16 protein-coding genes are annotated in these 21,410 nt (G+C 66.8%); 2 read left to right on the top strand and 14 right to left on the bottom strand.

The features are described 5' to 3' along the window. Positions 1–29 precede the first annotated feature (29 nt). Positions 30–1,262: an RtcB family protein gene (locus tag Y958_RS07855; protein ID WP_276328572.1), complete on the bottom strand. Its 1,233-nt coding sequence runs from the start codon at positions 1,260–1,262 to the stop codon at positions 30–32. Positions 1,263–2,106: 844 nt separating this feature from the next. Further along, positions 2,107–3,651 carry a vWA domain-containing protein gene (locus Y958_RS07860; RefSeq protein ID WP_088871559.1) on the bottom strand — a complete coding sequence of 515 codons (1,545 nt, stop codon included), beginning with the start codon at positions 3,649–3,651 and terminating at the stop codon, positions 2,107–2,109. Between the two features lie 251 nt (positions 3,652–3,902). Between Y958_RS07860 and rtcR the strand changes: the two genes are divergently transcribed. Continuing rightward, a complete protein-coding gene (rtcR, locus tag Y958_RS07865; protein WP_088871560.1) occupies positions 3,903–5,495 on the top strand; it encodes an RNA repair transcriptional activator RtcR in 1,593 nt (530 codons plus the stop codon). Between the two features lie 5 nt (positions 5,496–5,500). Here rtcR and Y958_RS07870 read toward each other — a convergent pair whose 3' ends face one another. From Y958_RS07870 to eno, 11 genes are all read right to left on the bottom strand, one after another. Beyond that, the gene (locus tag Y958_RS07870) at positions 5,501–6,247 is read right to left on the bottom strand and encodes an SDR family oxidoreductase (RefSeq protein WP_244909229.1); all 747 of its coding nucleotides are present in this window, start codon (positions 6,245–6,247) and stop codon (positions 5,501–5,503) included. A gap of 88 nt (positions 6,248–6,335) precedes the next feature. Beyond that, positions 6,336–8,483 (bottom strand): S9 family peptidase, encoded by a 2,148-nt coding sequence (locus Y958_RS07875; RefSeq protein ID WP_244909230.1) that lies wholly within the window; start codon positions 8,481–8,483, stop codon positions 6,336–6,338. Positions 8,484–9,032: 549 nt separating this feature from the next. After that, complete coding sequence (locus Y958_RS07885) at positions 9,033–9,290, bottom strand: type II toxin-antitoxin system Phd/YefM family antitoxin (protein WP_088871564.1); 258 nt, start codon at positions 9,288–9,290, stop codon at positions 9,033–9,035. Positions 9,291–9,395: 105 nt separating this feature from the next. Then, positions 9,396–9,857, bottom strand: a complete 462-nt coding sequence (locus Y958_RS07890; protein ID WP_088871565.1) for a type II toxin-antitoxin system RatA family toxin — start codon at positions 9,855–9,857, stop codon at positions 9,396–9,398. Between the two features lie 5 nt (positions 9,858–9,862). Continuing rightward, on the bottom strand, positions 9,863–10,861 hold the full coding sequence (gene lipA, locus Y958_RS07895; RefSeq protein WP_088871566.1) for a lipoyl synthase: 999 nt from the start codon (positions 10,859–10,861) through the stop codon (positions 9,863–9,865). A 232-nt stretch (positions 10,862–11,093) separates the two neighbouring features. Further along, a complete protein-coding gene (gene lpdA, locus Y958_RS07900; RefSeq protein WP_088871567.1) occupies positions 11,094–12,494 on the bottom strand; it encodes a dihydrolipoyl dehydrogenase in 1,401 nt (466 codons plus the stop codon). A gap of 120 nt (positions 12,495–12,614) precedes the next feature. Beyond that, positions 12,615–13,946: a pyruvate dehydrogenase complex dihydrolipoamide acetyltransferase gene (locus Y958_RS07905; RefSeq protein WP_088871568.1), complete on the bottom strand. Its 1,332-nt coding sequence runs from the start codon at positions 13,944–13,946 to the stop codon at positions 12,615–12,617. 114 nt (positions 13,947–14,060) lie between these two features. Further along, positions 14,061–15,449: a pyruvate dehydrogenase complex E1 component subunit beta gene (locus Y958_RS07910; protein ID WP_088871569.1), complete on the bottom strand. Its 1,389-nt coding sequence runs from the start codon at positions 15,447–15,449 to the stop codon at positions 14,061–14,063. Positions 15,450–15,471: 22 nt separating this feature from the next. Beyond that, the gene (gene pdhA / locus Y958_RS07915) at positions 15,472–16,485 is read right to left on the bottom strand and encodes a pyruvate dehydrogenase (acetyl-transferring) E1 component subunit alpha (protein WP_040845202.1); all 1,014 of its coding nucleotides are present in this window, start codon (positions 16,483–16,485) and stop codon (positions 15,472–15,474) included. Between the two features lie 207 nt (positions 16,486–16,692). After that, entirely contained in the window at positions 16,693–17,064 is a 372-nt protein-coding gene (locus Y958_RS07920; protein WP_004272474.1) for an FtsB family cell division protein, read from the bottom strand. A 196-nt stretch (positions 17,065–17,260) separates the two neighbouring features. Further along, positions 17,261–18,541: a phosphopyruvate hydratase gene (gene eno, locus Y958_RS07925; protein WP_088871570.1), complete on the bottom strand. Its 1,281-nt coding sequence runs from the start codon at positions 18,539–18,541 to the stop codon at positions 17,261–17,263. Between the two features lie 565 nt (positions 18,542–19,106). On the opposite strand from eno, the gene Y958_RS07930 reads away from it, so the two are divergent. Next, the gene (locus Y958_RS07930; RefSeq protein ID WP_145727711.1) at positions 19,107–20,318 is read left to right on the top strand and encodes a DUF6438 domain-containing protein; all 1,212 of its coding nucleotides are present in this window, start codon (positions 19,107–19,109) and stop codon (positions 20,316–20,318) included. A gap of 66 nt (positions 20,319–20,384) precedes the next feature. Here Y958_RS07930 and kdsA read toward each other — a convergent pair whose 3' ends face one another. Then, the gene (gene kdsA, locus Y958_RS07935) at positions 20,385–21,224 is read right to left on the bottom strand and encodes a 3-deoxy-8-phosphooctulonate synthase (protein WP_088871572.1); all 840 of its coding nucleotides are present in this window, start codon (positions 21,222–21,224) and stop codon (positions 20,385–20,387) included. Positions 21,225–21,410: the final 186 nt, after the last annotated feature.

Consider the following 21,410-nt stretch of genomic DNA (forward strand, 5'->3'; position numbering starts at 1 on the left):
CCCAGGACCTGCTTCCCCGTGTGAAGGCGTCAGCCTTTCACACACAGGACCTGCTTCAACGTATGAACGATCTCCACCAGGTCGGCCTGCGCCGCCATGACGGCCTCGATGGGCTTGTAGGCGGCCGGCGTCTCATCGATGACGTCGGCGTCCTTGCGGCACTCCACCCCCTCGGTCGCGTGGGCGTGGTCCTCCAGCGTGAAGCGCCGCTTGGCCTCATGCCGGGACATCAGGCGCCCGGCCCCGTGGGAGCAGCTGTTGAACGCCTCCGCGTTCCCCTTGCCGCGCACGATAAAGGACTTGGCGCCCATGGATCCGGGGATGATGCCCATCACCCCACTGCCTGCGTTCACCGCCCCCTTGCGGGTGACCAGGACGTTTCGGTCGAAATGACGCTCCCGCTGGACGTAGTTGTGGTGGCAGTTGATGGCCTCCATCGCCGCGTCGAACGGCTTGGTGATGACGGTGCGCATCGCGGCGATGACGTTGGTCATCATCATGCGCCGATTCAGCGCGGCGAAATCCTGGGCCCAGCCCACCGCCTCGACATAGTCGTTGAAGTGGTCAGTGCCCTCGGGGAAGTAGGCCAAATCCTCATCCGGCAAATTGATGAACCAGCGGCGCATATCCTTCTTCGCCAGCTCGATGAAGAAGGTGCCGATGGCGTTGCCGATCCCGCGCGATCCGGAATGCAGCATCACCCACACCTGGCCCGCCTCATCCAGGCACAGCTCGATGAAGTGGTTACCGGTGCCCAGCGTCCCCAGATGCACCAGCGTGTTGGCGCCGGCCAGCTTGGGATACTTGGCGGTGATGCCGGCGAAGCGCTCGGCCAGGGTGCCCCACGCCGCCACGATGTCGGCGGGCGGGTCACCCCAGGAACCGCTGTCGCGCCGGCCGCGCCCCACATCCCGGCCATGGGGCACCGCGCGCTCGATAGCCGTGCGCAGCCCGGCCAAATTGTCCGGCAGGTCGGCGGCCGCCAACGAGGTGCGGGCCGCCATCATGCCACAGCCGATGTCCACCCCCACCGCCGCCGGAATGACGGCGCCCAGCGTGGGAATGACGGAACCAACAGTGGCGCCGATTCCGACATGGACGTCGGGCATGGCCGCCACATGCTTGAACACGAAGGGCATACGCGCCACCCGCGCCAGCTGGGCACGGGCCTGGTCGTCCACGGCCACGCCCTTGGTCCACATCTTGATGGGCACGGCGCCATCGGCCACCGTCACCTCGAAGCCATGTTCAGTCATGGTCATTTCCTTCAAGTCCTTCATATCTCTAACAGCGCACGGCAAAAGTGGCGACGAGGGAGTGCGAGAAACGGCACATGCTCTACCTATTGAGCTACAGGCACCGGAAGGTAGGCGCCCGGCCGGACTCGAACCGGCAACCCTGTAGTTCCCCGCGGCATTCGCCCGGAAATCCGCACTCAGCAAAATCAAAAACGGTATCGGCGGGATTGGGACATTCGCCGGCGCCAACGACAAAAACGAGGCGACGAGGTGGTGTGGGAAACAGGGGCTGCATGCTCTGCTGCTGAGCTACGCGCCCGGCCCCGAATGGGCCTGGCGCGGCCGGACTTGCACCGGCGACCTTGCAGGTGACGGAGTTCCCCACGGCATTCGCCCGGAAGATGCATCCTGGAAAAAACGGTGCCGACGACGAGGGATGGCCAGACAATGACTGAGCTATCCAGCCATCCCAGAGAATGGACCGGAGGCGGAATTGAACCGCCGACCTCCCGCCTTGCGACGGGCGCTCTACCTGTAGTCCGGCCAGCATTCGCCAGCGCCGCTCGCGTCGGAAAGCACGACGGCCAAGCCGCCGGTGACAAGGGGAATGGGGAGGTTAGCGGAGTCGAACCGCAGGCCTTTCGGCCCTTCCTGACATGGACTCCCCACCGCATTCACCGGCGGTGACCGAAGACGGACGGGCTGGGTCGTGGCGACCAGGGGGGATGGAACCGCCCTTTGAGCTATCTTTTCCAAGGCGGGCTCGAACCGCATCTCCCCTCCCTCGCAGGCTGGGCGCTCTACCACGGGCTTTCTGTGGAAGATGTAGTTCCATCAGCATTCGCCACGACCCAACGCATCATCCCGGTCAGACGACCGTCGCGCTCACCTCCGCAACCCAATCCCGATCTGATCCGCCGGCGGCGAAACGGGCCAGGGTTTCGAACACGGCGTCGGAGAAGCCGCCGACGTTCAGCACGTCGGGGCGCTCCACCGCCTGGGTGGTGCCATAAGGCTGCAAGTCGATGCAGACCAGCTTGGCCCGGGGGCAGCGCCGCTTCAGGCGTTCCCACTCCTGCATCGTCGCAGTGGCGCCTTGGCGCCGGGCGTCGACCCAGGACTGGTTGTCCGAAACGATCACCACCAGGTCCGCCACCGCCCGCTGCGCGTTCAGCAAGGCCAGCGGGGCGGATACGGTGGTGCCACCGCCGCCGATGGCGGCCAGTTTGGCGGCGTTCACCGATACCGGGGCCCGGGGGTCCAGGTCCAGCGGCACCACCTTGGTCTCGAACGGCAGCACCAGGGCGCCGGGGTTGCGCCGCATCACCGCCGCCGCCACCAGGGCGGCGACATCGATGCAGCGCACCGCCGTCGTCGCCCCCTTGCGGTGGCCGGTGATGGGACTGGTCATGGACCCCGACACGTCGGGGCACACCACCACCCGGCCGGGCAGAACCGGCACCGACGCCAGCGACAGCTCCAGCGCCGTTTCCAGCGCCGCCGCCACCACCGGCGGCACGTCCTTGCCCACCATGCCCCGCGCCGCCATCAGCTGATAGGGCAGAACACGGGCCTTGGCGATGGCGTCGGCGTCCGCCAGCCGCGCCGCCACCCGCTCCGCCAACCCCTCCACCGCGAACGCGCCGTGGCGCGCCAGGGTGTTCAGGTTCATGCGCAGCGCCTGCCAGCCCATACGGTCCGCCATCTCCGCCCATTGCGCGGGCGTCAGCGGCTCCGCCGTCAGCCATTCGAAGGGCACCGGCGGCAGGGGCAGCGAACGGTCCCGTTTCCAGGCCTCGAACGCCGCGACCTCCGCCGGCAGGGCCGCCACGTCGTACGGCTTGCCGATCAACCAGCCGTAGAAGGCGCGGGCGGTCGCATCGACCGGCTTGGGGTGCACCATCTTGACGATATCGGCCAGTGATGGGTCGCTGCCCGTCGCCGCTCGCATCAACTGCGCCATCGACGCCTGCTCCAGCCACTGGGTCACCAGACGCTTGGGTCGCGTCCCCAGGGAGGTGCGGCCCACCGCGCCCGACCGCATGATCTGCACGAAGGTGCGCAGCATGCGGCCATTGTCGATGACGCGGCGGAACACGGCCACCGACAGGTCGGGATCGGCCACGGTCAGCCAGGCGGTCAGCAGCGCCGGCATGTCCTTCATCACGCCCTTGGTGCGGGCATAGACGGCGGCCTGGGCCACGAAGCGCGGGTCAACCGCCTTCGCCACGGCCAGCACCTCGGCCAACTGGGCCTCGGCCGTGCCGTAGAAGCCGTCATTCAGCGTGCCGGTGGCCGCCAGTTGGGCCAGCGTGTGCTCCGGACCATAGCTGTAGGCCGGCGCGCCCTCACGATTGCGCGCATCCGGCATCAGTTTCGCGATCATCGACGCGAACAGCTGCTTGTTGGCCATGGTCCTCACTCCTCTCTCCTGGGGGCTGTCGCCCCAAGGGCCGCCGGCACATTCCGGCGGCCCCGATCCGATGCAGGGATATAAAGCAACGGCCGTGCCAGAGAGCGGTGATAGGATGAAGAAATTTTACATCATATTGATAATTAATGATTATTCATCGATCATTCAAAATCAGCTTCCATAAAGCCTCTTTTGGTGATCAAGAAAATCGGATATTAAGCGATACGACTTTATAAAAACGGATAAGTCCTGTGTCCCGCCCCCTCACCGTCATCGGCTTCCTGGGCTCCACCCTGGACGCCGCCAAGTTCGGGCCCAGCCGCTGGCAGAAGTGGCGGCCCAGCGTGGGTATCTGCATGCATGAGGATTTGCGGGTGGACCGCTTCGTGCTGCTGCATGGGGAGCGGCACGGCCGCCTGGCCGAGCAGGTGGTGGAGGACATCCGCACCGTCTCCCCCGAGACGACGGTGGAACAGCGCACCCTAGGCTTCACCAACCCGTGGGACTTCGAGGAGGTCTACGGCAAACTGTTGGACTTCGCCCGCGCCTTCCCGTTCGAGCCGGAGCGCGAGGACTACCTGATCCACATCACCACCGGCACCCACGTCATCCAGATCTGCCTGTTCCTGCTGACGGAGGCGCGCTTCCTGCCCGGCCGCCTGTTGCAGACCCAGCCGGCGCGCGGCGAAGGCCTCAACCCCGCCGGGGAATGGAGCAGCATCGATCTGGACCTGTCGCGCTATGACAGCATCGCCACCCGCTTCGCGGCAGCGGCGGCGGAAGGGTCCTCCTTCCTAAAATCCGGCATCGAGACGCGCAACGCCGCCTTCAACCGCATGGTGGATGAGATCGAGCGTGTGGCCCTGCGCAGCCGCGCCCCCTTACTGCTGATGGGCCCCACCGGCGCCGGCAAGAGCCACCTGGCCCGCCGCGTTTATGAGCTGAAGCGCCTGAAGCACCAGGTGGCCGGCCCCTTCGTGGAGGTGAACTGCGCCACCCTGCGGGGTGAGGGCGCCATGTCCGCCCTGTTCGGCCACCGCAAGGGCGCCTTCACCGGCGCCGTCAGCGACCGGCCTGGCCTGCTGCGCGCGGCCGACACCGGCATGCTGTTCCTGGATGAGATCGGGGAGTTGGGCCTGGACGAGCAAGCCATGATCCTGCGGGCCATTGAGGACAAGCGCTTCCTGCCCGTGGGCTCGGACAAAGAAGTGGCGTCGGATTTCCAGCTGATCGCCGGCACCAACCGCGATCTGGGCGCCGCCGTGGCCAAGGGCGCCTTCCGCGATGATCTCTACGCCCGCCTGAACCTGTGGACCTTCACCCTGCCCGGCCTCAGCGCCCGGCGGGAGGATATCGAGCCCAACCTCGACTATGAACTGGACCGCCATGCCCAGCGCGACGGCCAGCGCGTGACCTTCAACAAGGAGGCGCGGGCGCGCTACCTGGCCTTCGCCACTGGGCCGGAGGCCCCCTGGCCAGGCAATTTCCGGGACTTGGGGGCCAGCGTCACCCGCATGGCCACCCTGGCCCCCTCGGCACGCATCGACCAGGACACGGTGGAACAGGAGATTACCCGCCTGCGCCGCCTGTGGGCCCCCGCCGCGACAGACGATGGCCTGGCGGCGCTGCTCACGCCCGATGCGTTGGATACCCTGGACCCGTTCGAGCGGGTGCAGTTGGCCGAAGTGGTCCGTGTCTGCCGCGCCTGCCGCAGCCTGTCGGAGGCAGGACGTCTATTGTTCAGTGCCTCCCGCACCCGCCGCACGTCATCCAACGACGCGGACCGGCTGCGGAAGTATCTGCAGCGGTTCGGGCTGGAGTGGGCGGTCCTGGCGGGGGCCTGATCCCGTCACCACGGCAGCTCCCGCCCGTCATAGGCCCAGAAGCGGCCGGTGTCGTCGGGGGTCAAGCGGTCCAGCATGTCCAGAATTTGCGGTGCCGCCCGGTCCGGCTTGCGCACCTCCAGGCCGGTCTTGGCGAAGGGGGCCGACAGGGGCGTGTCCACGGTGCCGGGGTGGACGGCGACGCAGAGCGACAGGGGACGGGTGCGGGCCAACTCGATGGCCGCGGTGCGGACGATCTGGTTCAGCGCGGCCTTGCTGGCGCGATAGGCGTACCAGCCGCCGGCGCTGTTGTCGGCAATGGAGCCGACCTTGGCGGACAGGGCGGCGAAAACGCAGCGCCGGCTGGCCGGGAACAGGGGCAGCAGGTGCTTGGCCAGCAGCGCCGGGCCGATGGCGTTGACGGCGAAGGCATGGGCCAGGTGGGCGGGGTCCAGCTGGCGCCAGGTCTTCTCCGGCGCGAAGGCTTGATAGGGCTCCGGCCCGGGCCCGTGCAGGAAGCCCGTCGCGACGATGGCGGTGCGCAGGGACAGGCCCGTATCCCACACCCGCTGGGCCAGGGCGGCCACCGCGCGATCGTCGGTGATATCGCAGGGCGGATTCTCCCACCGGCCGGTCAGGATCACGCGCGCGTGGGCGCCACGTTCCTCCAACGCGACGGCCAGGGCCCGGCCCAGCCCCCCTGCCCCGACCACCACGGCGCATCCGTCCGGCGCCAGACCGTTGCAGCCCATCATCCCATCACCCTCACGCATCCTGACCACGCCACCCTGCCGCCGGCCTGGAAGGACTGGCGACGGTGGGCGATACGCCTGAGGCGGTGAAAAGGATCAGTCCCTAGCCTTAAGGTGAGGTCGCCTGCAGGTACCTGGCCAGCCAGTCCCCCACCTCCTGGTAGAAGTGGCGGCTGTCCTCGGGCTTGGTGATCCAATGCCAGGCGTCGGGCCAGACCAGCAGGCGGCTGGGCACGTGCTGGTGCTGCAGGACCGCCCAAGCCTCCAGCGTATTACCCAGGGGCACGCGGTAGTCGCGCTCGCCGATGCTCATCAGCATGGGCGTCTTCCAGTTGGCGGCGTAGGTGATGGGGCTCTGCTCGCGCCAGATGGCGTTGCCTTCCCAGGGCGGGCCGCCGTTGTTGATCTCGCGATTATAGATGCCGTCGCTCTCGCCCCACTGGGTCAGCAGGTCGACCTCGCCCGCGTGACTGACCAGGCAGCGGTAGCGGGTGGTGGTGGCCTCCAGCCAGTTGGTCAGGTGGCCGCCGTAGCTGGCGCCGCCGGCGCACTGGCGGCTGGCGTCGATGAAGGGGAAGCGCTTGATGGCCTCATCCGCCGCCTGGTTGATCTCATCGGCCGGGGTCTTCAGCGGGTCCAGCTTGATGGCCTGGGCGAAGGCTTCGCCGAAACCGGTGGAACCGGTGTAGTCCGTCATCAGGATGACGGTGCCGCCGGCGCTGGCCGCCAGCAGGTGATAGTTCCAGCGCAGGCCGATCTGATCCGGGTTGTTGCTGGCCGCCCCGCCGTGGATGAAGACGAACAGCGGGTATTTCCTGTTGGGATCGAAATGGGGCGGCAGCACGATCATGCTGTGGATGGTCCGCCCCTTGGCCGAGGTGAAGGTGAAGTGCTGCGGCGGCTGCCAGTCGATGCCGGCGGCGATGGCGGTGTCGATAGTGGTGAGATTGGTGTGGCCGCCCTTCTCGCCCTCCGTCCCGCCGGCTTTGCCGGTCGGGTCGATCTTCACGATCTCCGCCGGGTTCACCGAGCTGCCGTACTGGGCGATCAGTTGGACCTTGCCGTTCCTGGGCAGGGACAGCGCGGTGTAGCCGCCGACCTTGGGTTGCGCCACCAGGCCAGGTTTGCCGCCCTCGGCCGGCACGCTGTAGAGGTTCTCCGACGCGCCGTCGGGCGCCAGCAGATAGACGGTGCGGCTGTCGGGCGACAGGGCGTACTGCGTCGGCTGGCGGTCGAAGTCGCGCGCCACCACGGTGGTGGCGCCGCCGGCCGGCCACCCCACCCGGGACAAGCGCGGCAGGTTGTAGACCTCCTCATTCTGCGGCATGTAGGTGAAGTACAGGCTCTTGCCGTCCGGGCTGAAGGCCGCGTGGCCGTAGATACCGGGCGCCGCCGTGACCTCCCGCGGCTCCGCCCCGCCCGCCGCCGGGATGCGGTAGAGATGATAGGGCACATGGGCGAAGGCGGCGTTCCAGCGCGCCTGCGTCGCCTCGAAGACGATCTCGCCGCCGTCCGGGCTCCAGATCGGAGACAGCGAGACGCTGCTCTCCCCCTGCATGCCGCCGAAGCCGTCGGTGTGGGCGAAGGCCGTCCCCGACAGGATGTCCTTGGCCACGGCCCCCGGCTCCAGTCCCTGCACCATCACCGTGGGCTGCCGGTCGTCCAGCCATTCGTTCCAGTAACGCACCGGGAAATGCTCATAGGTGCGGACGTTGTATTTCCGCGCCTTGCGCTCCGCCGCGATCTTCTTGTTGGCCTCATCGTCCGTGGCGCCGGGGAAGACGCGGCTCTCGAACAGGATGGCCTTGCCGTCAGGGCGCCATTGGGGATGGCTGGCGCCGGTGGAGACGGTGGTGACGCGCCGTGCCTCGCCACCCTGGGCCAGGTCCAGCAGGTAGATCTGCTCGACCTCGTCACCCTCACGCTTGGCGGCGAAGGCGATGCTACCGCTGTCGGGCGACCAGACGGGGTCGTTCTCGCCGCCCTTGGTGTTGGTCAGGCGCCGGGGGGCGGCGCTGCCGTCCGTGGGCACCAGCCACAGGTCGGTGACCGACTTGTCCTGCTCATAGGAGGGCTCGACCAGGGAGAACAGCACCCACTTGCCGTTGGGGCTGGTGAGGGGCGCGCCCACGCGCTTCATCATCCACAGGGTCTCGTGCGTGAGGGGCTTTTTCTCCTGGGCCGACACGCCCAGCGCCGTGAAGGCGCAGCCGACCAACAGCGCGCCCGCCAGCGCGCGCGTCACAGACTTTCTCATTCCTGTCCCTGCCTTATTTATGGTTCCCGCGTTGGGGGAACCATACCAGGGCGGGGGAACGGCATCAAAATTTAAGCCTGGGTTAAACGCCGCGCCATTGAAACAGCCTCACTCCGTTCGCTGTACAACAGAACTGCGGTTCACTTTCAGCAAAGCGATGAATTTAAGCCGAATGGCGTCCATCAGCGCATAGGGTAGCAAGCCATAAGCGACGCTCGCAGCATCCCCCACGCGTAACGGCCGTAAGTCGGGGCCAGGCCAAACAAAGCGATTAGCTTCAGTGAGCACCACCCATGACCGCTCACCATCCAATCCCAAGCGGCGTTTAGTCGCCGATGGGATTTCAACCACATGATCGGGATTGGACGGCGGGGTATGAGTTATAGGCAACACCGTTACCACCTCGTCCCCGTCCTCCGCGGTAGTCACGAGAATGACGGCACAGGGGCGATCTTTGACGCCTTCATCCTGCCCACGCAAATACTCCCGCCGCCACAGATAACTGTAGCACAACACCAACCCTTGGGTGGGCTTCGGAAAGGTCACGGGTCAGCGCGGGACTTCAGCGTCGAACGCCGCCGATTCCGGGTCGGGACGCGCCTGTTCCAGCGCCGCAATGTCTGCATCCGAAAAATCGTTCAGGCCCAGCACTTGCCGGTCCCGACGCTTCAGGCGCGCATATTCCTCGATGGAGATCAGGATGGTGGCATCCCGGCCATCGCGGCTAATGGCCACTGGCTCATGCAATGCGATGTCCTGGTAGCGCCCTAGATCGCGCTGAAAATCAGCCGCCGATACCTTCAGCATGTCCGCCGCTCCCATCGCATCAGTCCGAGCAGTTTATGCAATTTGCTCAAAACGAGCAAATGGGCGGGACATCGGCCTCTGTCAACCAAGCTACATTCCAGTAGTTCAGACCGCCCCCACCGGCCGGCCGCCGGGCGCGCCGTAGAGCTGGTGCGCCCGGGCCTCGAAGGCGGCGACCATGCGGCGGACGGCTTCGCCGAACAGGGCGCCGATGATCTTCTGCAGGATGAGGTTGCGGAACTCGAAATCCACGTAGAAGTCCAAAAGGCAGCCGTCGGCGTGCGGCTCGAAGATCCAGTGGTTGTTCAGGTAATGGAACGGGCCCTCGGTATAGGCCACGTCGATGCGGCGGCCGGGCTCGCTCAGCACCACCTTGGAGGTGAAGCGCTCCCGCACCATCTTGAAGCCGATCACCAGGTCGGCCCAGAAGGTGTTGCCCTCGCGGCGGCGGATGCGGGCCGCCACCGCCCAGGGCAGGAACTCCGGATACTTCTCCACGTCCGCCACCAGTTGGAACAGCTGTTCCGGCGTGTAGGGCAGGACGCGCTTCTCGGCGTGCGTGGGCATCAGGCTTACTCGGCGGCGGCTTCGGCGGCGGTCGCCCCGGGAACCGTCTGGGACGGCAGCGGGCGGCCGGCCAGCTTGGCCTCGCGGGCGGCGCGCAGCTTCACGAAATCATCGCCGGCGTGATGGCTGCTGCGGGTCAGCGGGGAGCTGGACACCATCAGGAACCCCTTGCCCCGGGCCAAGGTTGCATAGCTGGCGAACTCATCCGGCGTGACGAAGCGGTCCACCGGCGCATGCTTGGGCGTGGGCGCCAGGTACTGGCCGATGGTGATGAAGTCCACATCCGCCGCGCGCAGGTCGTCCATGACCTGGCCCACCTCTTCCTTGGTCTCACCCAGGCCGACCATGATGCCGGACTTGGTGAAGATGCTGGGGTCCAGCTCGCGCACGCGCGCCAGCAGGGACAGCGAGGTAAAATAGCGGGCGCCGGGGCGGATGCCCGGGTACAGGCGCGGCACCGTTTCCAAGTTATGGTTGAAGACGTCGGGGCGGGCCTCCACCACCGTCTCGATGGCGCCCTGCTTCTTCATGAAGTCGGGCGTCAGCACCTCGATGGTGGCCTCTGGCGCCTCGCGGCGGATGGCGCGGATGGTGCGGGCGAAATGCTCGGCACCGCCGTCGGGCAGGTCGTCGCGGTCGACGGAGGTGACCACCACGTGCTGCAGCTTCAGCCGCGCCACGGCCTCCGCCACGTTGTCGGGCTCATGCGGATCCAGTAGGTCCGGGCGGCCGGTGGCCACGTTGCAGAAGGCGCAGGCGCGGGTGCAGACGGCGCCCAGGATCATGAAGGTGGCGTGGCGCTGCTTCCAGCATTCCCCGATGTTGGGGCACGCCGCCTCCTCGCACACCGTGTTCAGCTTCAGGCCGCGCATCAGGTTGCGCGTCTCGTTGAACACGCCGCCGGCCGGGGCCTTCACCCGCAACCATTCCGGCTTGCGCTGGATGGGGTTGTCCGGGCGGTTCTGCTTTTCCGGATGGCGGATCTTGTCGGCGGTCATGGGCATGCAGCCTTTGAAACGAATGTTTCCTGAAACATAAGGGGGCCGGAGCGGAAGGCCAAGTGCGCCGGGCGAACCCCACGCATGCATCGCCCCTCCGTTCCGACCCCGATATCGCCCCAGCACTCTACCCCTCAACTCTAGCCAGGCTGGCGACCGCCAGCCCCGCAGCGAGTACCGCAGGGCGCAGCGAGGAAGCCAAGCCCGCGGACGCGGGCGCCCGGCACCTGAGGGAAAATCAATAATGAATCGCGCGGCCGTAGGCGGCCAGCACCGACTCATGCATCATTTCCGACAAGGTCGGGTGGGCGAAGATGGTGTGCATCAGCTCGGCCTCGGTGGTCTCCAAGGTCTTGCCGACGACGTAGCCCTGGATCAGCTCCGTCACCTCGGCCCCCACCATGTGGGCGCCCAGCAGCTCGCCGGTCTTGGCGTCGAACACCGTCTTCACCAGGCCCTCGGCCTCGCCCAGGGCGATGGCCTTGCCGTTGCCGATGAAGGGGAAGCGGCCGACCTTGATCTCATAGCCAGCGGCCTTGGCCTTGGCTTCGGTCAGGCCAACGCTGGCCACCTGCGGATTGCAGTAGGTGCAACCCGGGATGTTCAGCTTGTCCATCGGGTGAACGTCCTTCACGCCGGCGATCTTCTCCACGCAGATCACGCCTTCATGGCTGGCCTTGTGCGCCAGCCAGGGGGCGCCGGCCACGTCGCCGATGGCGTAGACGCCCGGCTCGCCCGTGCGCAGGTAGCCGTCGGTCACGATGTGGCCGCGGTCCAGCTTCACCTTGGTGTTCTCCAGGCCGATGTTCTCGGTGTTGGCCTGGATGCCGACGGCGGTGATGACACGCTCCACCGTCAGGGTCTCTACCTTGCCGCCCACCTCGACATGGGCCGTCACCGTGGTGGCGCCCTTGTCCAGCTTGGTCACCTTGCCGCCGGTGATGATCTTCATGCCCTGCTTTTCAAACTGCTTGCGGGCGAAGGCGGAGATTTCCTCATCCTCCACCGGCAGGACGCGGTCCATGACCTCCACCACCGTCACCTCGGCACCCAGGGTGCGGAAGAAGCTGGCGAATTCGATGCCGATGGCGCCGGATCCCACGACCAGCAGCGACTTCGGCATGGTGTCGGGGACCAGGGCCTCCTTGTACGACCAGACGAACTTGCCGTCAGGCTCCAGGCCCGGCAGGGAGCGGGCGCGGGCGCCCGTCGCGATGATGATGTGCTTGGCCGCCAGGGTCTGGCTGGCACCGTCCTTGGCGGTCACGGTGACCTTGCCGCCGCCGGCCAGCTTGGCCGTGCCGTCGAACACCGGCACCTTGTTCTTCTTCAGCAGGCCCTTGACGCCGGCCGACAGCTGGTTCGCCACCTGGCGGGAGCGCTTCACCACCTTGGGCAGGTCGAAGCCCACGCCGCTGACGGTCAGGCCGTAGGCGTCGGCGTGCTTCATGTAGCCGTAGATCTCGGCGGAGCGCAGCAGGGCCTTGGTCGGAATGCAGCCCCAGTTCAGGCAGATGCCGCCCAGATGTTCACGTTCCACCACCGCGGCCTTCAGGCCCAGCTGGGCGGCGCGGATGGCGGCGACATAACCGCCGGGGCCGGCGCCCAGGACCAGCACGTCGAATTCGGTATCGGCCATTTCGGTCTGTTCCCTTCAAAAGGCGCCGGGACCGCCCAACCCGTGGGGCGCTCGCCCTGCGCTTTTGGTCAACGACAGGAGAAATCCCCGGAAGCGGCGGGCGCTTCCGGGGATACGGCATCACAGCATCAGCGTGATGGGGTCTTCGATCAGCTTCTTCAGGACCTGCAGGTACTTCGCACCCACGGCGCCGTCGACCGAGCGGTGGTCCACCGTCAGCGTCAGGCTCATGACCGTGGCCACGGCCAGGGCATCGCCCTTCACCACCGGCCGCTTCTCACCGGCACCCACGGACAGGATGCAGCTCTGCGGCGGGTTGATGATGGAGGTGAAGCTCTTGATCCCGAACATGCCCAGGTTGGACACGCTGAAGGTGCCGCCCTGGAACTCCTCGGGCTTCAGCTTGCCTTCCTTGGCCTTGGCGGCCAGGGACTTCACCTCGGCGGAGATGGTGGCCAGGCCCTTCTGGTCGGCGTTCTTCACGATGGGGGTGATCAGGCCGCCGTCGGTGGCCACGGCCACGGAGACGTCCACGCCCTCGTACTGCAGGATGCCGTCCTCATGCCAGGAGACGTTGGCCTCCGGCACCTTGCGCAGGGCGACGGCCACGGCCTTCACGACGAAGTCGTTGACCGACACCTTCTCGCCCGACTTCTCGTTCAGCTGGGCGCGCAGCGCCAGCAGGGCGTCGATCTCGCAATCGACCTGCAGGCCGAAGTGCGGGATGGTCTGCCAGGCTTCGGTCAGGCGCTTGGCGATGGTCTTGCGCATGCCGCTGTTGGGCAGGACCTTGTACTTCATGCCCAGCTTGTCGGCCAAAGCCTTGGCGTCGATGCCCTTCGGTGCGGCGGCAGCGGCCGGAGCCGGCGTGGCGGCGGCCGGAGCAGCGGTGGGGGCAGCAGCGGCGGCCGGGGCGGCCTTGGCGGCACCACCCTTCAACGCTGCTTCCACGTCGGCCTTCACGATGCGGCCGGACGGGCCGGTGCCGGAGACTTTTGCCAGGTCCAGGCCCGACTGGGCGGCCATGCGGCGGGCCAAGGGGCTGGCGAACACGCGCTTGCCGTCATGTGCCGGCGCGGCGGCCGGAGCCGCAGTGGCGGCGGCCGGGGCGGCCTCGCTCTTGGCCGGGGCCGGAGCGGCGGCTTCGGTCTTGGCCGGCGCGGGCGCGGCGGCGGGCGGCGGCGCGGCGTTCAGGGCGTCGGCGCTCTCGCCTTCCTCCAGCAGGACGGCGATCTTGGCGTTCACCGCCACGCCCTCGGTCCCCTCGGGCACCAGGATCTTGGCCAGGGTACCTTCATCGACCGCTTCCACTTCCATGGTGGCCTTGTCGGTCTCGATCTCGGCGATGACGTCACCGGCCTTGATCGTGTCGCCTTCCTTCTTCACCCACTTGGCCAGCTTGCCCTCGGTCATCGTGGGCGACAGGGCCGGCATCAGGATATCGATCGGCATGGGTTTGATCTCCCCCAGGGGGCCGTGGCGTCAGGCCAGGCGCCCCAAATCTCTGACGGATGCGGCAGAAGGCGCCCCTTCCCATGACAGGGTCGGGGCGCCTTCCCGGCCGGTTCAGCGGTACAGCACGGCCTTGGCGGCGGTGACGACGTCATCCACCTGCGGCAGGGCCAGCTTTTCCAGGTTGGCGGCGTAGGGCATGGGCACGTCCTTGCCGTGCACGCGCACCACGGGCGCATCCAGGTAGTCGAAGGCGTGTTCCATCATCACCGCGGACATTTCCGCGCCGATGCCGGCAAAGGGCCAGCCCTCTTCCACCGAGACCAGGCGGTTGGTCTTCTTCACGCTTTCCACGATGGTGTGGACGTCCAGGGGACGGATGCTGCGCAGATTGATGACCTCGGCGCTGATCCCCTGCTCCGCCAGCTTGTCGGCGGCGGCCAGCGCCATGCCCACCTGCAGCGAGAAGGCGGTGATGGTCACGTCCGTGCCGGCGCGCTCGATCTTGGCGCGGCCGATCGGGATGATGAAGTCCGGATCGGTCGGCACCTCGAAGCTGTGGCCGTACAGGATTTCGTTTTCCAGGAAGACCACGGGGTTCGGGTCGCGGATGGCCGCCTTCAGCAGGCCTTTGGCGTCGGCGGCGCTATAGGGCGACACCACCTTCAGGCCCGGGATGTGGGCGTACCAGCTGCTGTATTCCTGGCTGTGCTGCGCGGCCACGCGGGCGGCGGCGCCGTTGGGGCCACGGAACACGATGGGGCAGCCCATCTGCCCGCCGGACATGTACAGCGTCTTGGCGGCGGAGTTGATGATGTGGTCGATGGCCTGCATCGAGAAGTTGAAGGTCATGAACTCCACGACCGGGCGCAGGCCGCCGAACGCCGCACCCACCGCCAGGCCGGCGAAGCCGTGCTCGGTGATGGGGGTGTCGATCACGCGGTCGGGGCCGAATTCCTGCAGCAGGCCCTGGGTCACCTTGTAGGCGCCCTGGTATTCGGCCACTTCCTCGCCCATGACGAAGACGCTGCCGTCCTTGCGCATCTCCTCGGCCATGGCGTCGCGCAGGGCCTCGCGCACCGTCATGGTCTGGGTGTTCTTGAAGAAGCGGTCCTCGTCCGACGGCGGCGGGGCCACCGGGGCCTTCACCGCCGGGGCGGCGGGGGCGGCGGCCGGCTTGGCCTCTTCCTTGGGCGCTTCGGCCTTGGGGGCCTCGGCAGCGGCGGGGGCCTTGGCGGCGCTCACGTCGCTGGCGCTCTCGCCTTCACCGGCCAGCAGGGCGATGGCGGTGTTCACGGCCACGTTCTCGGTGCCTTCCGGCACCAGGATCTTGGCCAGGGTACCTTCGTCGACCGCTTCCACTTCCATGGTGGCCTTGTCGGTCTCGATCTCGGCGATGACGTCACCAGCCTTGATCGTGTCGCCTTCCTTCTTCACCCACTTGGCCAGCTTGCCTTCGGTCATGGTGGGGGACAGGGCCGGCATCAGGATATCGATGGGCATTTTCTTATTCTCCGGCCAGCGGTCAGGCTTCGACGAGGATATCGGTCCACAGCTCCGACGCGTCGGGCTCGGGGCTGTTGGTCGCGAAGTCGGCGGCCTCAGTGACGACGGCCTTCACATCGCGGTCGATGACCTTCAGGCTTTCCTCGTCGGCGTAGCCCTTGGTGAACAGCAGCGACTTCAGATGGTCGATGCAGTCATATTCCGACCGCATCTTGTTGACCTCTTCCTTCGTGCGGTACTTGGCCGGGTCGGACATGGAGTGGCCGCGGTAGCGGTAGGTCTTCATCTCCAGGATCATGGGGCCGTTGCCGCCACGGACGTAGGCCACGGCCTCGTCAGCGGCCTTCTTGACCTCCAGCACGTCCATGCCGTTGACCTGCTTGCCCGGGATGCCGTAGGCGCTGCCGCGCAGGTACAGCTCACCCGCCGAGGCGCGCTGCTGCGAGGTGCCCATGGCGTACTTGTTGTTCTCGATGACGTAGATCACCGGAAGCTTCCACAGGGCGGCCATGTTGAAGGACTCATAGACCTGGCCCTGGTTGACGGCGCCGTCACCCAGGTAGCAGACGTCGATGCAGCCGTCCTTCTTGTACTTGTGGGCGAAGGCCAGGCCCGTGCCGATGGGCGTCTGGGCGCCGACAATGCCGTGGCCGCCGTAGAAGTTCTTCTCGCGCGAGAACATGTGCATCGAGCCGCCCTTCCCCTTGGAATAGCCGCCCGCGCGCCCGGTCAGTTCCGCCATCACGCCCTTGGCCTCCATGCCGCAGGCCAGCATGTGGCCATGGTCACGGTAGCTGGTGATGACGCTGTCGCCCGGCAGCTGCGCCGCCTGCATGCCCACCACCACGGCCTCCTGGCCGATGTAGAGGTGGCAGAAACCGCCGATGAGGCCCATGCCGTACAGCTGACCGGCCTTCTCCTCGAAGCGGCGGATCAGCAACATCTCCTTGTAGTAGTGGAGGAGTTCCTCCTGGGTCGGCTCCGGCGCTGCGTTCTCAGCGGGCTTGGCACGGCGTCTCGTGGTCGTGGCCACTGGCGTCTCCCTTCTCAAGCGTGGGCGTTTAGCGTCGCAATTCCCTAGGGGGCAGCCCCGGGGGCATTCCGGGCCGGGTCGGCCGGCACGGCATCACTGCTAACCACAAGTGCAGCGCAACGCAAGGAGTGTGCACTGCAAAACATTGCTTCAAAAGGATTATTTACGATTAACAGAATTCAGGTTAATCGAAGGATTATCAGCGGTTTACGGCGTTTTCGCCGGCGCGTCCTTATCTTCATGCGGGGCAGGCTTGCCCGGAAGAAGGATCACGAGGTCATCCGGACGGGAGAAATCGAGCACCTTGCGGGACTCTTCCTCCAGCATGTCGGGGTCCAGATTGTCGGGGCGCAGCAGGCGGGCGCGGCGCTCCATGGCCTCGCGTTCCGCGCGAACCTGGTCCAGCTGGGCCTTGGCCTGGGTCACCTGGGTCTGCAGCTGGGTCAGCGCCATCAGCCCGCGTTCGCCCTGCACCGTGTGGTAGGCGAAGTATGCGACAACGGACGCCCCCACGACCGGTGCGACCACCTGGCGTAGGGCGCGGTTCAATGCGGTACGGAAAGAACGGGCGCCAATCATGGGGGCCATGGTTCCACAAGGGTTCCGCAACCGTCAAATGGAAAGCGGCATCTAGTCTGTGCGCCGTATTTAATTCATGTGAATACCAACCGCCGGTCGGCGTTGAATCACGACTTCACCAAGAAAAAGGGGTGGAAGCAGCGCCTCCACCCCCACTTTCCGGCTATTCCGGACGATACCGGAACGATGCCCGGTTTCAGCCGCGCTTCAGGGCGCCACGGCCCGGGAACACGGCCGCCAAGTCCAGCGCCTCTTCAATCCGAATCAGCTGGTTGTACTTGGCGATCCGGTCGGAACGCGACAGCGAGCCGGTCTTGATCTGGCCGCAGTTGGTGGCCACGGCCAGGTCGGCGATGGTGGCGTCCTCGGTCTCGCCCGAGCGGTGCGACATCACGGCGGTGTAGCCGTTGCTCTGGGCGATGCGCACGGCCTCCAGCGTCTCGGTCAGGCTGCCGATCTGGTTGACCTTCACCAGGATGGAGTTGGCGACGCCCTTCTTGATGCCGTCGGACAGGCGGGCCGGGTTGGTGACGAACAGGTCGTCACCCACCAGCTGCACCTTGGACCCGATGGCGTCGGTCAGGGCCTTCCAGCCGGCCCAGTCGTCCTCGGCCATGCCGTCCTCGATGCTGACGATGGGGTAGCGGCCCACCAGGTCGGTCCAGTAACGCACCATGGCGTCCGGATCGAGGGTCTTGTTCTCGCCGGCCAGCACGTACTTGCCGTCCTTGAAGAACTCGGTGGAGGCGGCGTCCAGCGCCAGCACCACGTCGTCGCCGGGCTTGTAGCCGGCGGCCTCGACGGCCTTCATGATGAAGGACAGGGCTTCGTCGGTGGAGGCGAGGTTGGGGGCGAAGCCGCCCTCGTCACCCACGGCGGTGTTGTGGCCGGCGTCCTTCAGCTTCTTCTTCAGGGCGTGGAAGATCTCGGCGCCGATGCGGATGGCGTCGGCGCAGCTCTCCGCGCCCACCGGCATCACCATGAACTCCTGGATGTCGATGGGGTTGTCGGCGTGGGCGCCGCCGTTGATGATGTTCATCATCGGCACGGGCAGGATGCGGGCGTTGGTGCCGCCGACATAGCGGTACAGCGGCAGGTCCAGCTCGGCCGCCGACGCCTTGGCCACGGCCAGCGACACGCCCAGGATGGCGTTGGCGCCCAGGCGGGCCTTGTTCGGGGTGCCGTCCAGTTCGATCATGGCGGTGTCGATGGCCACCTGGTCGGTGGACTCCAGACCGCCGATGGTGTCGAAGATCTCGCTGTTGATCGATTCGACCGCCTTCAGCACGCCCTTGCCCAGGTACTTGCTCTTGTCGCCATCGCGCAGCTCAACGGCCTCATGGGCACCGGTCGAGGCGCCGGAGGGCACGGCGGCGCGGCCGAAGGCGCCGGACTCCAGCCGAACGTCAACCTCGACGGTCGGGTTGCCCCGGCTGTCGAGAATCTGGCGGCCCTGAATATCGATGATCGCGGACATGGGTTCTTCCCTTTATGCGTCGTGACGGCGAATGCGTCGTGGCGGGACGGTGCCCGTCATAGCCTTTAGGGCCGGCCCCAGGCAAGACCGGCAGGCGCGGTATCGCCTATGACGATTTGAAGGCTGCGGTTGTGGGGTGGCCCAGCCCCTACCCCGCTTGCCTGGGCCGCCTCTTTCTTACGGGAAGATTGGCTGTCTTATACCCGTTATGGCAGAGTTGTCGGGACTTTGCCGTTGGGGAGTCCGCCTTGCCGCAAGCGCCGCGCCATATCGCGTCCCTACTCGCCGCCCTGCTCCCGCTTCTTGCCGACGAGGAGAGTCACACCCTGGCCGAACGGACAGAGCAATACAACATGCCCGCCACCGCCCGCTGGCTGGCCGCGCACAGACAAACGACGTCCCCAGGCGGCAAAACATGAGACCGTTGCCAGGGGCTCCTGCCTTGCCATTCCACCGGTTCAGCATGGCCGGGCTATTGCTCCTGGCCCTGGCGGGCCTCCCAGCCCGGGCGGCTCCCGAGCCGCAGTCGTTTCCCGCCGGGGACGCCAGCAAGCTGCGGATAACCTTGACCCGCCTGGGATGCGGCATAGGGCGCTGCCCACAGTACAGTGTGGAGATCGAGGGATCGGGCCGTGTCGTCTTCGACGGCGGCGGCGATCTGCCGGCGGGCCAGCGTTTTCCCACCACCGTCTATCGCCGTCCGCCCTTCTTTTCCTCCGACGTGGTCGTGCCCGGCCGGCAGGAGGACCATGTGCCGCCCGAAGCGGTGGCCGCGCTGGCGCGCCGTTTCGAAGAGGCGCATTTCTTCGAACTGGCTGACAGCGACCTCGCCATGGTCACCGATGCGCCGCACTACAGCTTGACCCTGGAAACCGACAGGGGCACCAAGCATGTCGAGGATTATGCCGGAACCGGGATGGGAATGCCCGCCGTGGTCAAAACGCTGGAGGATGAGGTCGACCGCGTCGCCGATACCGCCCGATGGGTTAACGGTGCACCGGGGCTGGTTGACTGGCTGGCCGCCACCGGGTTCGACTTCACGTCCGTATCCGCCGCCGCCATCGCCCTGCACGGTCCCGATGTGCCGCCCACTGAAACACTCTTGAGCATGATCGACCGTGGCCTGCCGCTGGAGACGGTCACCAAGGGACGTGACGGCCAGTCCAACAGCTTGTTGGGCCTCGATTTGCTGCGCGATGCGATAAAGGAGGGGCGCGCGCCAGTTTTCCAACGACTGGTCGCCGCCGGTTGGCTGGCCCGGTTGCGACCCGGTGAGGCCAGTCACCTATTCGCGCGTTGGGCCGCCGCGTGCGACCCAGCCCTGGCTGAAGCCGCTGTGGCGGCAGGGATCCCCGTCGATGCCGTCACAGTGGCTGAGCCAAGCCGGCAGAACGTCGGTGGACAGACGGCGCTGGCTTCCCTCCAAAGTTTCCGATGGAAATCCCGTGACGCCCGCTTGGCCACCGCCAAACGGCTCCTTGCCTTGGGGGCCGACCCCAACCATCGTGACAGGCGGGGCCGCACTCCGCTGTTCGAAGCAGACGATTTGGACATGGTGGAGACACTGCTGGCCAACGGCGCCGATGTAACGATCCGGGACGAGAACGGCCTGGGACCTGTCTTCGCAACCTGGAACGACGCTATCGCTGTACGCCTGCTGCGGGCGGGCGCCAGCCCGGACGGGCGCGACGAGGACGGCCACACCCTGGCGGAACGCACGGTGCTCTACGCCATGCCAGCCACCGCGCGCTGGCTGGCGGCGCATTCCTCCAAATGAAACACCGGCGGCAGGTCGCCCCGCCGCCGGTGTCCATCCTTGAAACGCGATGGCCGAAGTCGCCGATCAGAAGATCGGGTTGGCCTTGGCGATGCGGTCGATGGCGACCATGGTTTCCAGCAGGGCCGGCAGGTCTTTCAGCTTGACCATGTTGGGGCCATCGCTGGGGGCGCAGTCGGGGTTCTCGTGCGTCTCCATGAAGACGGCGGCCACGCCCACGGCCAGGGCGGCGCGGGCCAGCACCGGCACGAATTCGCGCTGGCCGCCGCTGGTGGTGCCCTGCCCGCCCGGCTGCTGCACGGAATGGGTGGCGTCCATCACCACCGGATAGCCCGTCTGCGCCATGATGGGCAGGCTGCGCATGTCGCTGACCAGGGTGTTGTAGCCGAAGCTGGCGCCGCGCTCGCACAGCAGGATGTTCTCGTTGCCGGTGGAGGCGATCTTGGCCGCCACGTTCTTCATGTCCCACGGCGCCAGGAACTGGCCCTTCTTCACATTGATGACCTTGCCGGTTTCGCCGGCGGCCAGCAGCAGGTCGGTCTGGCGGCAGAGGAAGGCCGGGATCTGCAGCACGTCCACCACCTCGGCCACGGGGGCGCACTGCTCCGCCGTGTGCACGTCGGTCAGGACGGGGCAGCCGAACTTCTCCCGCACCTCGGCCAGGATGGGCAGGCTCTTTTCCATGCCCAGGCCGCGCGCGGTGCTGACCGACGTGCGGTTGGCCTTGTCGAAGCTGGTCTTGTAGACGAGGCCGATGCCCAGCTTGGCGGTGATCTCCACCAGGGCCTGGCTCATCTCCAGCGCGTGCTCGCGGCTTTCCAGCTGGCAGGGGCCGGCGATCAGCATGAAGGGCTTGTCGTTGGCCACGTCCAGGTCACGGATGCGGACAGTGCGGATATCGGTCATCTCAAGAATGCTCCCAAAAGCCAAAGGGCCGCCGCTGACAATGCGGCGGCCCCTGGGGACTCTTTTAGCCCTCAGGCGCCGGGCGCCGGCATCCGCCGGCTTGGCTTACGGGCCTAACGGCCCGGGCCGGCCGTCGCCGGCCTCCCTTGACCTGGGACCAAGCCCCATGCCAAGGGTTACACGGGG

Origin of the sequence: Nitrospirillum viridazoti CBAmc, from assembly GCF_000730165.1 — a bacterium.
Lineage (GTDB): Bacteria > Pseudomonadota > Alphaproteobacteria > Azospirillales > Azospirillaceae > Nitrospirillum > Nitrospirillum viridazoti.

Bases quoted from the DNA above. Each gene is read 5' to 3' on its own strand.
- kdsA (WP_088871572.1), bottom strand. From the start codon at position 21,224: ATGACCGATATCCGCACTGTCCGCATCCGTGACCTGGACGTGGCCAAC.
- lipA (WP_088871566.1), bottom strand. From the start codon at position 10,861: ATGCCCATGACCGCCGACAAGATCCGCCATCCGGAAAAGCAGAACCGC.
- Y958_RS07860 (WP_088871559.1), bottom strand. From the start codon at position 3,651: ATGGCCAACAAGCAGCTGTTCGCGTCGATGATCGCGAAACTGATGCCG.
- lpdA (WP_088871567.1), bottom strand. From the start codon at position 12,494: ATGGCCGATACCGAATTCGACGTGCTGGTCCTGGGCGCCGGCCCCGGC.
- Y958_RS07875 (WP_244909230.1), bottom strand. From the start codon at position 8,483: ATGAGAAAGTCTGTGACGCGCGCGCTGGCGGGCGCGCTGTTGGTCGGC.
- Y958_RS07890 (WP_088871565.1), bottom strand. From the start codon at position 9,857: ATGCCCACGCACGCCGAGAAGCGCGTCCTGCCCTACACGCCGGAACAG.
- Y958_RS07885 (WP_088871564.1), bottom strand. From the start codon at position 9,290: ATGCTGAAGGTATCGGCGGCTGATTTTCAGCGCGATCTAGGGCGCTAC.
- eno (WP_088871570.1), bottom strand. From the start codon at position 18,541: ATGTCCGCGATCATCGATATTCAGGGCCGCCAGATTCTCGACAGCCGG.
- Y958_RS07910 (WP_088871569.1), bottom strand. From the start codon at position 15,449: ATGCCCATCGATATCCTGATGCCGGCCCTGTCCCCCACCATGACCGAA.
- Y958_RS07920 (WP_004272474.1), bottom strand. From the start codon at position 17,064: ATGATTGGCGCCCGTTCTTTCCGTACCGCATTGAACCGCGCCCTACGC.
- Y958_RS07855 (WP_276328572.1), bottom strand. From the start codon at position 1,262: ATGACCATGACTGAACATGGCTTCGAGGTGACGGTGGCCGATGGCGCC.
- Y958_RS07905 (WP_088871568.1), bottom strand. From the start codon at position 13,946: ATGCCGATCGATATCCTGATGCCGGCCCTGTCGCCCACGATGACCGAG.
- Y958_RS07870 (WP_244909229.1), bottom strand. From the start codon at position 6,247: ATGCGTGAGGGTGATGGGATGATGGGCTGCAACGGTCTGGCGCCGGAC.